Raw genomic sequence first — 12,905 nt, 5'->3', positions numbered from 1 at the left:
ATCGCTCAGGTTGCCCCGGACACAGCGGGGTGGCGAGCACGGTGGCCATTGCGCTAACCGGCATGGCACTTGCCGGTCGCACAAGCCACCGTCAGCCCAGCAGATACAGCCCGAGCAGGACGAAAGTCGCCAGCCAGACGGTTTCCAGCAGCATCAGCAGGACCGGCTTGAAGCCAATCGTCAGCATGCTGCGCAAGTCGCTCTTCAGGCCGATGGCTGCGATTGCCGCGACCAGGCAGATGCGCGACAGCGAGCTCATGGCATCGGTGAACAGCACTGGCAGCTCGAGCAGGCTGTTCAGCGCGGCAAACACCACAAAGGCCACCAGAAAACCGGGCAACAGCGGCGGGCGTTTCTCGCCAGCCTCGCGACTGGCGCTGAAGATCATGGCGAACATCAGCACCACCGGCAGCAGCAGGGCCACACGCAGCAGCTTGGTCAGAGTAGCGATATCGCCGGCGGTATCGGAGACCGAGTAGCCGGCGCCGACCACCTGCGCGACATCATGGATGGTTGCGCCGAAGAAGATCCCGGCAGCGGTGTCATCCAGGCCGAACTGCGCGCTGATTACCGGGTAGATGATCATCGCCAGGGTCGACAGCGAGGTCACTCCCACCACCACGAATACCGTGGCCCGCTCGTTCCGCTCGTCCCTGGGCAGCACGGCCGACAGCGCCAGCGCCGCGGAGGCGCCACAGATGCCCACCGCGCCGCCGGTCAACATGCCGAAGCGCGGCCGATAACCCATCATCCGGGCAATCAGCACCCCGACCAGAATGGTGCTGAACACCCCGGCGACGATCATGCCGAACACCGGCCAGCCAATGCTCAGCAGGTCATCGAAGGCGATGCGGAAGCCCAGCAGTGCCACGCCAAAGCGCAGGATCTGCCGCGAGCTGAACTCGATACCGGTGGCCGAGCGCGGGTCCTGGTAGAGAAAGTTCAGCGCCATGCCCAGCAGCAAGGCGAACAGCATCGCCGGGGCACCATAGTGCTCGCCGAGAAAGCTCGCGGCAAAACCAATGGTCAATGCAATGGCGATGCCGGGAAATACCGCCTCGGCGCGAGTTTTGAAATTGTCGAACATCAGCGTACTCAGTCAGGTTGTGAAGGCAGAACGGCCTTGCCCCGCGTCGAGCGGTGCAGCCGCTAATAGAACACCGACGCCAGGCCGGTTTACAAAGTCTTGGCGCTCCACAGCAGGAAGCCGCCGGCGATCACCTTGCTCGGGTTAAAGCGATCGGGCAGCACACGCATCAGCGGCCCGCTCAAGGCATACACGGTGAGAAAAGCGAAGCCGGTGAGCAGGCTGAACTGCTGGCGGTTCAGTCCAATTCCGCTGAGCGCGCCTCTGGATCAAGGAGCCACAACGCGTCATAGCAGAACTATGGTACGCAGTGACAACGCCGAATCGGGACGGATGCCGCTGGCTTTGCCGGACCAGCCAAACAGGTTACAGGCCAGGCTTGTCGCTTTTATCGCTGTCGCCGTGCAGCTCCACCTGCAGAAATTCTTCCTCCAGCGCTGCAATGCTCGACTCTGCTGGTGCCTGGAAGCGCAGGGCATCCTTTGCATAATGCCGGTTGGCCGCGAGGAAACACAGCCCGGCCAGCAGGCTGGCCACCGGCATCAGCAGCATCGCGGTATTCAGGTCGCTGTGGTCGGCAATCAAGCCGGTGACGAACGGACCCGGTGCCATGCCCAGCAGGCTGACGGCCAGGGCGACCACCGCCAGCACTGTCGCACGCAGCCGCGGGTCGTTGACCTCGGTAACAATCGCCGTCGATGGCCCGCTGTGCGCGCCGGAAACCAGCATGCCGAGACCGATCAGCCACAACTGCAAGGTGCCCGGCGCGATGGCAAAGGCGCCGACAAACAGCAGCATGGTCAGGCCGGTATAGATCGCGGTGATGCGCAGTTTGCGCGCCGGTGCCTGCCGTGCCAGACGATCCACCAGCGCGCCGCCGAGGGTCATGCCAACCGCCGAGACCAGCACGAAAATGCCGGCCTTGACGCCGGCGTCGGCGGGCTGCAGGCCGTGGTAGCGGTTCAGGTAACTGGGGACCCAAGCCAGAGAGGCGCCCACGGTAAACATCTGCAGGCCGCAGCCGAGGTAGACATAGACGGCGGTGGGCGCGGCAAACAACGCGCCGAACGCCTGCCGCAGCGGCAATTTTTCCGCGGACACGGCGCCCGCCGTACCCGACGCCGCGGCCTGCGGTTCACGTGCCACCAGACGGAACAGCAGCGCCATCAGCAGCGCCACAACGCCAAATACGCTGAATGCCATGCGCCAGCCATAGTGCGTGGCCAGGATGCCGCCGAGCACAATGCTGAATACCGAGCCAACCAGTGCCGCAGCCAGAAAGCTGCCCATCACCGTCGAATGCTGCCGCGCCGGAAACAGGCCGAGCAGGATGGCACCGCCAGCACCGCCAAAGGCGGCCTGGGCCACACCCAGCAGCACGTGGGCAGCCAACAGCAACAGATAGTTCCCGGCCAGCGCGCAGAGCAGCGTGGCCAGGCCCCAGAGCACCGCCATCAGGGTCACGCCGAGAACCCGGCCATAGCGATCGACCAAGAGCGAGATCGGCAGGGAAAACAACCCCGCCGTCAACGCCGCCATGCTGACCAGTGAACCGAGCTGCGTGTCGCTCAGGCTCCAGTCGGCCTTGAGGAACGGAAACAGCACGGTGACCACCTGCCGCGACAGGTAGTTCGACATCATCAGGCCGATCAGCAGGGCAAACACCAGCCACAGGTAGGTACTGGAAGTGCTCTTTGCGCCGGAGGCCGGCGTAGTCGCGGAGTGTCGATTATTCATGGGAATCCTGATCAGTGTTGCGCCAATCACCGCCACCGGCATTGCCGGCGGCGGGAAGAAGTTCGCTGGTTGGCTTAAGGGGTGCCGCGCACGCCGCCGATACTGCGGTTCTGCGCGGCCGGGCTGCCGGCTACCTTGCGCAGCGGTGGCGGAACCGGTGTACCCAGCTGGATGCTCTCGGCACAGTCCTGCATGCAGCGTTGTGCCTGCACATCCGGCTGCCCGCCATTGCCCATGCCGCCCTGGCTGGCCGGTGCGCCTGGCCACAAGCCGTGGTCGGTGGTCATGCCGTTGCGGTTGGGCAGGCGCTGCTGCACCTCGGCCATGTTCTGCTGGCTCAGGGTGAAGTCCGCCGGGACTATCTGCGCCAGGTTGAGCATGTACGCCATCACGGCATACACCTCGTCGGGCTTGAGCGACTTCGGCTGGGTCCAGGGCATGGCGCGCTGGATGTAGTCGAACAGCGAGGAAATGGTCGGCAGCTTCATGAATACGGTACGCACCCGCGTGGGACCGGCGCTGAGACTGGCCACCCGGCCCGTCTTGCTGTCGTCAGCCGTGGTGCCACCGATCAGCGGGGTGAACATGGCCGCCGACTCACCCGCCACACCGTGGCAGGCAGCGCACTTGGCGGCAAAGATCGCCTGGCCCTGGGCCACGCTGCCGGAACCGGGCGGCAGGCCGAGAAAGTCCGCACGCACGTCGATATCCCAGGCCTTGACCTCGGCCGGCGTGGCCGCACGGCCAATACCGGAAAAGTCATCGCTCGCCACTGCCGGCAAGGCGCTGCCCAGCAGGGTGGCGTACAGCAACGCATCAGAGAACCTGGACATTGTTCACCTCACCGCTGGCCAGCACTTCCCAGGACTGGATCGCATTGTTGTGGTAGGTCGACTGACTGCCACGCACCGCACGCAACTGCTTATAGCTAGGCTGCACATAGCCGGTTTCATCGATCGCCCGCGACTGCAGGATGGCCGGTCGGCCATCCCAGACCCAGTCGATATTGAAGCGGGTCAGCGCCTTGCTGAGCACCGCGCTGTCCAGCCGCGCCGGCTTCCAGTTGCGCCCGCCATCGAAGGAAACATCCACCTGCTTGATCTTGCCGCGGCCCGACCAGGCCAGCCCGGTGACATTGAAGAAGCCCTGGCTGAGCAGGGTCTGCCCGCCGGACGGGCTGGTGATGACCGACTTGCATTCATTGATGGTGGTGTACTGGCGGTGCATGCCATCGGGCAGCAGATCGACATAGCTGAGGGTCTCTTCACGAGAAGCGAAAGGCTGATCGCCCACCTCGATGCGCCGCAGCCACTTCACCCAGGACACGCCCTGCGCCCCCGGCACGATCAGGCGCAGCGGGTAGCCATTTTCCGGGCGCAGCATTTCACCATTCTGCCCGTAGGCAACCAACACCTCACCCGACTCGATCATTTCCATCGCAATGGTGCGGGTCAGCGTGGCGCCGTCGGCACCCTCGGCTAGCACGTAGCGAGCCTTCTTGTAGTCGACCCCGCAGTCCTCCAGCAGCAGGCGCAACGGGACGCCGGTGAACTCCGAGCAGGAGAGCATGCCGTGGGTGTACTGCACCGTGGGAAAGGTGGCCGCGCCCCACTCGCTGGCGCCATTGCCGCCACACTCGAGAAAGTGAATACGCGACACACTCGGCAAGCGCAGCAGGTCGTCCATGGTGTAGACCTTGGCCTGCTTGATAAAGGCCGGGTTGGAAGCGGTGATCATCAGCCGGTGACGCGCAGGGTCGATATCCTGCCAGCCCTGGTGATGTCGCTCGTAGTGCAGCCCGGACGGCGTGATGATGCCGAACAGCCCCTGCAACGGGGTGAAGGACACCGAGTTTCCGGGAACCTTGGACAACACGCCCGGCAAGTCGCGACGCACGAGCTGGCTTTCGTATTTCGACGGACTGCCATAGGGACGCTCAACCACCGGCCGGCCGGATGAAGTACTCCACTCGGGCAGCTTGAGGATGTCCGGATCGCCGCTGCCGGCCGCGGCGCGTGCCGTCAGCGGCGCCACCAGTGCCGCGGTGGCGGCCAGCAGGCTGCTGCGCAGGAAGTCGCGGCGGCCGGCCTTGACCTCGCCGATCTGCTCGGCGCTGAGGAAGTTTTCCGGCGCCGGACGCAAGTGTCCCGGCTGGGTAGGCAATCCTGTCATGGCAAAACTCCGTGCTGATTCAGTTAGATCCGCGAGTAGCCTGCAAGGCTAGTTGCTCAACTCAAGTTTGGCTGAGCGAGGTTCTGAAACAAGGCGCCGCGACGAGTCATAGCAGGGCTATGGCGAGAAGCGGCAACGCGGTAACAGGGCCTCGGGCGCCGAAAGTGACTGATGAACTAGCCACTCAGGCCAGTAGCCACCGCACCACCGTGCTGGCACCAGTCACTCCAGCTGCCGGGATACAAGCGCGCCCCCTGCAGGCCGGCGACCTCCAGGGCCAGCAGGTTGACGCAGGCGGTGACGCCGGAGCCGCAATACAGGATAGGCGCTGCTTGCCCCTTGAGCAGTGGCTGCCAGCGCTGGCGCATCTCCTCGGCGCTGCGCAGCAGGCCGTTGTCGCCCAGCGACAGGCGCCACGGCAGGTTGATCGCCCCCGGGATATGCCCGGCCTGCATATCAATCGGCTCGACCTCGCCGCTAAAGCGCGGCGGATCGCGACTGTCGACCAGTAGCGGGCGATGCTCGCCATAGCACACCGCAGCGAAATCAACGCTCATGGCCGGGTTCGGCGTGGCGCTGAAGGTGCCGTTGCCGGCAGCCGCCGGCGTCGTCACGCTGGCTTGGTTGGCCGCCAGCCAGGCGGCATAGCCGCCATTGAGCACCGCCACGCGGGCCAGGCCGAAGTACCGCGCAGTCCACCACAGGCGCGCCGCAGCGGCCAGGTCGCCGGCGTCATAGCAGACCAGCAGGGTATCGGCGTCGACGCCATAACGGGCCATCAATGCAGTGAACTCGTCCACTGAAGGAATCGGGTGGCGTCCGCCGCTGGACTTGTCCCGCGCCGCCAGGTCATTTTCCAGATGCGCGTAATGCGCACCCGGAATATGCCCGGTCCTGTAGGCCTGCTCCCCGGCGGCAGGATTCAGCGGATCGAAACGGCAATCGACGATGGCGAGCTTCGCCCCGCGTGCCATTGCTTCCACCAGTTGTGCCACCTCAATTACCGGACTGCTCATGCTGCTTGTTTCTCGTCAAGGTTGGTCGGCCAAGGCTGTCATACGGCACGGTTACTTGTGGTCCCACATCTGCACGCCGACATCATTCTTTTCCCAGTAGTTGCGCGCGTTGACCAGCAGGGTGTTCATTGCTGCAGGACGCTTGCCATGCCAGTCATCGGTTTCCAGCCACAGGCGGCGCAGGTGGCGGCGCTCCCTGGGATCCTCGGCATCCTTGAACTCACTGCGTGCATGCATCATGAAATGGTTGTTGAGAAACAGCATGTCACCGGGCACCTGACGCAGGCGCAGCACCAGCGACTCGTCCCACTTGGCCTTGTTGTAGGCATCGAATGCCGCGAGGTCCTCGCCGCTCAGGCGCGGTACCTCTTCGAAGCGCTGGGCGCTGCGCACATACTCGGTGATGCAGAAAAAGGCAACGCTGCCATCTTCCTGCCGGGTAACCAGCTTGGAGCGGTAATAGGGCTTCTCGCCGGGCTGCTGCTCACCGCGCCAGTCGAAGCAATACTCGGTTTCCAGCAGGTGTTGGGCCGCCGCCGGGTTGTCCTCGATCACCTTGTTGAATACCGAGACCGCGCTGCACAGCTGATTCTCGCCACCTTCAGGGGCCTGCTTGAGGCACAGCAGGCCGACGATATCGGCACCGTCGGTATGCAGATCGAGTTCTGCGGTCGACTGGTAACCACGGGCATTCATGTCTTTTACCGGATCACGACCTTCATTGATCACGTCACCCAGCACATGGCCGCGGGCATTCTGCTGCCAGGGCCGGCCGATGTAGGTGCCAATCCCCCAGAAGATCGCACTGGCATCGTCCTTGCTGAAGCGCTCAACGGGGAAACCCTTGAGATAAAAGATACCCATGCCGGTGCTCAGGCTCTGCAGGAATCCCTTGAGCTTTGCCGCCAGCTTGGGCATGGGGAAATCGTCCTTGCCGAACTTGGGCACGATCAGCCCGCGGGCCTTGACCTGCTGCAGGGCCGCGTCCAGCTCGGCAATGTCTTGCGCGGTAAATTGGTAGATCCACTTGTCCTGTTGCGCCATCAGGCTTTTGACAGTCCAGGCGGCGGGATGATCGATCTTGGAGAGTGCTGCGTTGCTCATGTCTGATGATCCTCTAGCTGCGGTTGCGCCTTGCGGGCAGGCCCGGTTCGGGAGCCACTGGCGCACAGGATACAAGCAAAAAACTCAAGATACCACTTAGTCGAGTTGTTTTTTTGCGCCCGCTTATCGGATGCGCGCAGCCAGCGGCGCGTCGATCAACCGTTCGACCCCGTTCAGCAGCATTGCCGTCAGTTCCTGCTGCGGGCGCTGCCCGTGCAACGGCCGCGAGCGGCCCGCCATGGTCCAGCCGCCGAGGATCAGGGTGAGTACCTGATAGGCCACCATTGCACTGCTGGTCTCGGCCCATTCGGGATGCATGCGCTGCAGCAGCCGCTGGTAGTAGCGATGCAGTTCCTGGTACCAGTTGTCGCGCAGCGCGCCGTAGCGCGGATGGCGCCGCCAGAACGCCACCGACTCGAAGAAAAACACGTCGTCCACTTCACGGATGCGGCCGAATTGCAGTTCGGCGCTTTCCAGCAACTGGGTCCGCGGGCAACTGCCAACCTCGGCGATTTTCGCCTTGAGCAGCGACTGCAGGCGCTCGATGCCGGTGGTAAAGAAAGCCGCGAGCAGCTCTTCCTTGGTCGGGAAGTAATGCCGCACCGCGCTCTGCGTCACCCTGGCCCGCTCGGCAATGGCCTTTTGCGAAGCGGCCGTCGGGCCTTCGGCAATGATCAGGTCATAGGTCGCGTCGAGAATCGCCTGCAGGGTCTGCCGGCCTTTTGCGTAGCGCGCCCGGTGTAGAAACTGATTCTCGAAACTCGGTAATGAGCTGCTGGCAACGTCGCTCGGCATTACACCACCTCAGTGCACAGCGCTGCTGAGGCACGCTTAACCCTGGTCGCCAGATGCAACTGTAAAAAGAACAGCAGCGACAACACCGTGATGACATCAGCCCCTAGTAGCGCACTGGTCAACGGACTGGCAAAACCTTGCGCTTGGAAAACATCCGCGAAGAAACCAATGGCAAAGGTACCCGTGCCGATCACCAGCACATTGGCGATAAACATGGTGAAGCCGACTGCGGTGGACTGGATGCTGGGCGGTGCATTGTCCAGCACCAGCGAGAACATCGCCCCATAGGGAAACGCCAGCATGAACACCGACACGCCCATGCCCACCAGAAAGAAAGGCGACTCAGGCGAGGACAGGCGAAACAGGATCAGCAACGGCGCGCTGAACACTATCACCAGCAGCACAAACAGGGCGCGAGTGGTGGCGAAGCGCCGGCAAAACCAGTCGGCTGCGATCCCCCCGAGCAGCGACGAAGGAATCGCCGTGAGCAGGAAGATGCCGCCATACAGTGAAGAAGCATCGGCCTCGGCAATCCCCTTGTCGGCCACCAGCCACAGCTGCATGAACTGCGTTGCGGCATAGAGCATGTGCAGAAGCGACATGCCCAGCACCGCGTTGCGGAAATTGGCATTCCCACGAAAGGTCGCACCCAGCTCACGCAGCATGGCGCCGACAGTGGCCCCGCTGGATGCATGCGCGACAGCGCTTTCCGGCAGCTTGCTGCTGGTGAAATTGAAGAAAGGCAGCAGCAACAACGAGCACAGCACGCCGAGCGCGCCGAGCAGGAGGAACATGTTGCGCCAGCCGAGCTCGGCACCGACGCTGCCGGCCAACCAGTAGGCCAGGCCCAGGCCGATCTGACTGCCCATGAAAAACATGCCGAACACCGTGGCTCGCTGGTCGGGAGCAAACAGCCGGCCAATGATGCCCGCCGCCGCCGGATGCAGGGTCGCCTCGCCCACCCCGATGGCCATGCGCGGCAGCAACAGATGCAGGAAGTTCTTGGCCAGCCCGGTGCAGAAGGTCATGGCACTCCACAACAGGATGCCGCAGGCGATCACCTTGCTCGGATTGAAGCGATCGGCCAGCACCCCCATCAGCGGCCCGCTGAGGGCATACACGGTGACGAAGGCAAAGCCGGTGAGCAGCCCGAACTGCTGGCGCGATAATTCCAGGTCCGCAGTGATCTCGCTGGCAAACGCCGGCAACATGTGCCGGTCCACATAGCTCAGTATGTTGATGATGATCAGCAGCAAAAGCATTGAATAACGGCGCACGGGCAAAAACCTCTCGGTGGTCGGGTCACATCGGCAACGCAGCCTGCGGATGGACATAAATTCTGTCCGTGTCGTGCGACTGACGGGTCACGGACGATTGCAACAGTTACAACACACTGCCTCAGCTGATTTTCACCATCCGCTTGCCGCGGTTCTCACCGTGCAACAGACCGATCAAAGCGGCTGGAAGGCTGTCGAACCCGTCAATGATGTCCTCGAACACCCGGATAGCGCCCTGCTCCACCCAGGCATGCAGCTGCGCCTGTGCCTCATCAAGCTGGCCGAAGAAGTCCGAGACGATAAAACCGCGCATGCTCAGGCGCTTGACCACCAGTTGGAACGGCACACCGCACAAGCCTGGCGCCGGAACACCACTGTCGTAAGCGGAAACCGCACCACAGCAGACGATGCGGCCGTGCAGGTTCATCAGCGTGAGTGCCGTTTCCAGAATCGGACCGCCGACATTGTCGAAATACACATCAATGCCGTTCGGGCAGGCGGCTTTGAGCTTGTCTGCCAGCGCGCCAGCCTTGTAGTTGAGCGCCGCATCCAGCCCCAGCTCCTCGCGCAACCAGCAGCATTTATCTTCCGAACCGGCGATACCAACCACCCGACACCCCAGCGCCTTGGCGATCTGGCCGGCGAATACGCCCACCGCCCCGGCCGCGGCTGAAATCACCACGGTGTCACCCGATTTCGCCTGACCGACTTCGGTGAGACCAAAGTAGGCGGTCAGACCGCTGACGCCATACACACTGAGCAGGTGCGACAGCGGCGTGCAGGCCGGCTGCTTGCGCAAGGCCTGTGCCGGCAAGGCGGCGTATTGCTGCCAGCCAAACTCAGCGAAGACCAGCTCGCCGGCGGTAAAGTCCGGATGCCGTGACTCCAGCACTTCGGCCAGCGCACGACCGGCCATCAGGCTTTCCGCTCCGAGCGCGTCACGGTAGGTGGCACCTTGCATCCAGGCCCGGCTGGCGGCATCAATCGACATATAACGCGCCTTGAGCAGCACCTCGCCGTCCTTCGGCACCGGCATGGCGGCTTGCTCCAGTCGAAAGCAATCGGCCATAAGCGCACCGCTGGGGATGCGCGCGAGAATGAACTGACAATTACCAGTCATGGAATTGGCCTATAAACAGATCGGTTTTGTGTAGGAGCCAGCTTGCTGGCGATCCGTTTTAATAACCCGCATCGCCAGCAAGCTGGCTCCTGCATTCAGCGCGGCACGCACACTTTATGAGGCCGTCTCGTTCAGCTGTCAGCGCCCACCAGATCGCCGGCGGCGCAGCAGATCTTCGGCTGCTCCTGGCTGTCTGCACTGGCGGCGCTGACGAACTCGGCGAGCGGCGCGGCAGTGCGGCTCATCGACAGCTTGTCGCGCTTGAGCTTGGCGAACTCTTCCTCGATCAGCTCGCGGTGCGCCTGCTCGGCGAACTCCGGCGCAGCCCACTGGTGTACATCGAAGTTGTTCTTGATGTAGCCGTGGCTGAGCATGAAGTCCTTGCCGATCTCGATCGCCGCCAGATTCTGCGGCGACAGGTTGGGCACCATGTCGACGTTCTTGATGTTGCGGTAGGTGTCGTCGACGTCGAGATAGAAAGTCTGCTTGTCGAGGATCGCCGCCGCCGCGTGCTTGTGCTGGTTGGACCACTGGCCGACCTTGATCATGCTCTTCATGAAGGCCACCACCAGTTCCGGGTGCTCTTCAGCCATCACGTCGGTGCAGGTAATCACCGCCGGCACGTTGGCCATTTGCAGGGTCCAGTCCGGGTACTTGGCCAGGTCTTCGATGGCCTTGAACTTGCCGGTGGCTTCCTGCAGGTGCTGGAAGGGCCCGGTCTGGGTATAGATGGCATCCACCACGCCGTTTTCCAGCGCGGTTTCCAGCGGGCGGAAAGCCAGGTCCTTCTTGTGGTCGCGCTTGAACCACAGCTCCGACGGGTTATCGATTGGCGGACCGACCATTTCCGGGTCGTCGTACCAGTCATCGGCATAGGGGAACTCGACGATCTCCACGTCGGCGCGGGTCATGCCATTCATCCGCAGCATCAGCTCGATGCCCTGCTCTTCCTGAATGCGCCACCAGTCGGTCTTGATCGTGTTGAGGCTCTTGGAAATGCCGATCTTCTTGCCCTTGAGTTCGACCATCCGGTAGATGTCGTCACGCGCGCGGACCATCATGCAGCCGCCCTCGTAGACATGGGTGGCGCCCAGCAGCTTGGTGCGGCGCATGTCGGCATGCACATGCACTGGCGGGAACAGGCCGCCGACGCGGATCAGGTTGTCCAGGTTGTGGATGTAATGCGGGTACCAGTCGTTCTCGGCGCGTGAGCGCAGGTAGGCATAGGTGATGCCCATCTTCTTGAAGTCTTCGCGCGCCCAGCCCAGTTCCTGATCGATGTTGCTGGCCGACACCAGCGGGCAGTTGGTGTAGTACACCTCGTTCCAGTTCAGCGGCACGGTGCCGCCTTTCTTGCGTGCTTGATTCGTCATGCTTGATTCCCCTTGAGTCTTTGCTGTCGTTCGTCAGGTTCTGCTGCCGGGCGGCTTGTTCAGGCCCAGGAGCTTCTCAGTTCGGCCCGGGCATCGGCCTCGGCGGCCAGTACGCGCTCTTCGGCAGTCGCGTAACGCTCGTCCCAGTCGCGCAGCTTGGGTTCCATAAGGCGGAACCAGAGTGGTGGAATCAGCGCCACCGACAGGGTGCTGACGTAGCCACCGATCATCATTGGTGCGTCCGGATACGGCTGCAGTTCATGGAACGGCACTTCGCCCTGGGCATGGTGATGCGAATGCCGGCTCAGGTTGAACATGCTCCACGACGTGATGCGCTTGTTGGTGTTCCACGAGTGGCGCGGCTGCACCGGTGTCGCTGGATCGCGCACCATGCCGTAGTGCTCCATGTAGTTGACGATTTCCAGAATCGCCTTGCCCCACAGGCCGCACACCGTGAAGAAGACCACCGCCAGCCAGCCGCCCATCAGGTAAGCGGCAACCAGCAGCGCTACCGACATCAGATGGCCACGAATTACATTGTTGTGATAACTGAACACCGGCAGACCACGGCGAGCCAGGCGTTCCCTCTCCAGATTCCAGGCGCCGATGTTGCTCTTGATGCCCGAAGAGATGATGTGGCTGTAAACGTTACGGCCGCGCGGTGCAGTGGCCGGGTCGTTGACGGTCGACACATAGCGGTGGTGACCGTACACATGCTCGACAGCAAACCCTGTATCGAAGCTGTAGGCCAGCAACCAGCGACCGATCAGCATGGATACCGGATCCCAGGTACGGTGCGTCAGCTCATGACCGGTTGCGGTGCCCATGATGGCGATCAGCAGGCCCGAAAGCAGCATCATCAGGGCATAGCCAGTGGTGCTGATGGTTTCCCGCGCAGCCAGTACGTCATAGCCGGTCAACTGAGTGACCAGGGCGCCATACCCCAGCGGGTCGCCGGAACACACGCTCCAGACCATGGTGAACATCACCAGGGTCAGCAGCGGCAAAGCCAGCCACAGCTGCAGGGTGAGAATCATCGGGTGGCCGAAGTCGGGGATGGAGGTGTCATCACCCAGCAGCACATCACCCAGGATGTAGAAGGCAAACACCATGAGCATGCCGTAAACCGTCAAGTCACCACCGGCGAGAATGCTCGCGACAGTGAACAGACCCACGGCGTGGAAAATAAAATACTTGAGGTAGTGCAGCAGTTTCATGGCTAGG

Annotated in this window: 11 protein-coding genes; all 11 read right to left on the bottom strand. The window is 62.7% G+C overall.

All coding sequences use genetic code 11. From position 1 onward, the window contains the following. Window positions 1-91: 91 nt before the first annotated feature. The gene (locus ISX93_RS16050) at window positions 92-1,087 is read right to left on the bottom strand and encodes a YeiH family protein (protein WP_195779770.1); all 996 of its coding nucleotides are present in this window, start codon (window positions 1,085-1,087) and stop codon (window positions 92-94) included. Window positions 1,088-1,453: 366 nt separating this feature from the next. Beyond that, window positions 1,454-2,824, bottom strand: coding sequence for an MFS transporter (locus ISX93_RS16045; RefSeq protein ID WP_195779769.1), 1,371 nt, complete (start codon window positions 2,822-2,824; stop codon window positions 1,454-1,456). Between the two features lie 74 nt (window positions 2,825-2,898). Then, window positions 2,899-3,657 (bottom strand): c-type cytochrome, encoded by a 759-nt coding sequence (locus ISX93_RS16040; protein WP_195779768.1) that lies wholly within the window; start codon window positions 3,655-3,657, stop codon window positions 2,899-2,901. Beyond that, window positions 3,641-4,996: a sulfite dehydrogenase gene (soxC, locus tag ISX93_RS16035; protein ID WP_195779767.1), complete on the bottom strand. Its 1,356-nt coding sequence runs from the start codon at window positions 4,994-4,996 to the stop codon at window positions 3,641-3,643. The genes ISX93_RS16040 and soxC overlap by 17 nt, the downstream gene beginning before the upstream one ends. 176 nt (window positions 4,997-5,172) lie before the next feature. Then, window positions 5,173-6,012 (bottom strand): sulfurtransferase, encoded by an 840-nt coding sequence (locus ISX93_RS16030; protein WP_195779766.1) that lies wholly within the window; start codon window positions 6,010-6,012, stop codon window positions 5,173-5,175. 51 nt (window positions 6,013-6,063) lie between these two features. Then, window positions 6,064-7,116, bottom strand: coding sequence for a TauD/TfdA family dioxygenase (locus ISX93_RS16025; RefSeq protein WP_195779765.1), 1,053 nt, complete (start codon window positions 7,114-7,116; stop codon window positions 6,064-6,066). Between the two features lie 123 nt (window positions 7,117-7,239). Next, window positions 7,240-7,911, bottom strand: a complete 672-nt coding sequence (locus ISX93_RS16020; RefSeq protein ID WP_195779764.1) for a TetR/AcrR family transcriptional regulator — start codon at window positions 7,909-7,911, stop codon at window positions 7,240-7,242. Continuing rightward, on the bottom strand, window positions 7,911-9,188 hold the full coding sequence (locus ISX93_RS16015; RefSeq protein WP_195779763.1) for an MFS transporter: 1,278 nt from the start codon (window positions 9,186-9,188) through the stop codon (window positions 7,911-7,913). Before ISX93_RS16015 ends, ISX93_RS16020 begins: the two co-directional genes overlap by 1 nt. A 121-nt stretch (window positions 9,189-9,309) precedes the next feature. Continuing rightward, on the bottom strand, window positions 9,310-10,308 hold the full coding sequence (locus ISX93_RS16010) for an NADP-dependent oxidoreductase (RefSeq protein ID WP_195779762.1): 999 nt from the start codon (window positions 10,306-10,308) through the stop codon (window positions 9,310-9,312). A 131-nt stretch (window positions 10,309-10,439) separates the two neighbouring features. After that, window positions 10,440-11,681, bottom strand: a complete 1,242-nt coding sequence (locus ISX93_RS16005; protein WP_195779761.1) for an ABC transporter substrate-binding protein — start codon at window positions 11,679-11,681, stop codon at window positions 10,440-10,442. A gap of 59 nt (window positions 11,682-11,740) precedes the next feature. Further along, on the bottom strand, window positions 11,741-12,898 hold the full coding sequence (locus ISX93_RS16000) for an alkane 1-monooxygenase (RefSeq protein WP_195779760.1): 1,158 nt from the start codon (window positions 12,896-12,898) through the stop codon (window positions 11,741-11,743). Between the last annotated feature and the right edge of the window lie 7 nt (window positions 12,899-12,905).

This window comes from Pseudomonas sp. N040, from assembly GCF_015637705.1.
Taxonomy (GTDB): Bacteria; Pseudomonadota; Gammaproteobacteria; order Pseudomonadales; family Pseudomonadaceae; genus Aquipseudomonas.
The sequence above is the reverse complement of the archived record's forward strand: the minus strand, read 5'-3'. Positions and strand labels throughout refer to the sequence as shown.

What these genes read in the sequence shown, in the direction of transcription:
- ISX93_RS16025 (WP_195779765.1), bottom strand. Translation starts at nt 7,116, where the DNA reads ATGAGCAACGCAGCACTCTCCAAGATCGATCATCCCGCCGCCTGGACT.
- ISX93_RS16040 (WP_195779768.1), bottom strand. Translation starts at nt 3,657, where the DNA reads ATGTCCAGGTTCTCTGATGCGTTGCTGTACGCCACCCTGCTGGGCAGC.
- soxC (WP_195779767.1), bottom strand. Translation starts at nt 4,996, where the DNA reads ATGACAGGATTGCCTACCCAGCCGGGACACTTGCGTCCGGCGCCGGAA.
- ISX93_RS16050 (WP_195779770.1), bottom strand. Translation starts at nt 1,087, where the DNA reads ATGTTCGACAATTTCAAAACTCGCGCCGAGGCGGTATTTCCCGGCATC.
- ISX93_RS16010 (WP_195779762.1), bottom strand. Translation starts at nt 10,308, where the DNA reads ATGACTGGTAATTGTCAGTTCATTCTCGCGCGCATCCCCAGCGGTGCG.
- ISX93_RS16020 (WP_195779764.1), bottom strand. Translation starts at nt 7,911, where the DNA reads ATGCCGAGCGACGTTGCCAGCAGCTCATTACCGAGTTTCGAGAATCAG.
- ISX93_RS16030 (WP_195779766.1), bottom strand. Translation starts at nt 6,012, where the DNA reads ATGAGCAGTCCGGTAATTGAGGTGGCACAACTGGTGGAAGCAATGGCA.
- ISX93_RS16045 (WP_195779769.1), bottom strand. Translation starts at nt 2,824, where the DNA reads ATGAATAATCGACACTCCGCGACTACGCCGGCCTCCGGCGCAAAGAGC.
- ISX93_RS16005 (WP_195779761.1), bottom strand. Translation starts at nt 11,681, where the DNA reads ATGACGAATCAAGCACGCAAGAAAGGCGGCACCGTGCCGCTGAACTGG.
- ISX93_RS16000 (WP_195779760.1), bottom strand. Translation starts at nt 12,898, where the DNA reads ATGAAACTGCTGCACTACCTCAAGTATTTTATTTTCCACGCCGTGGGT.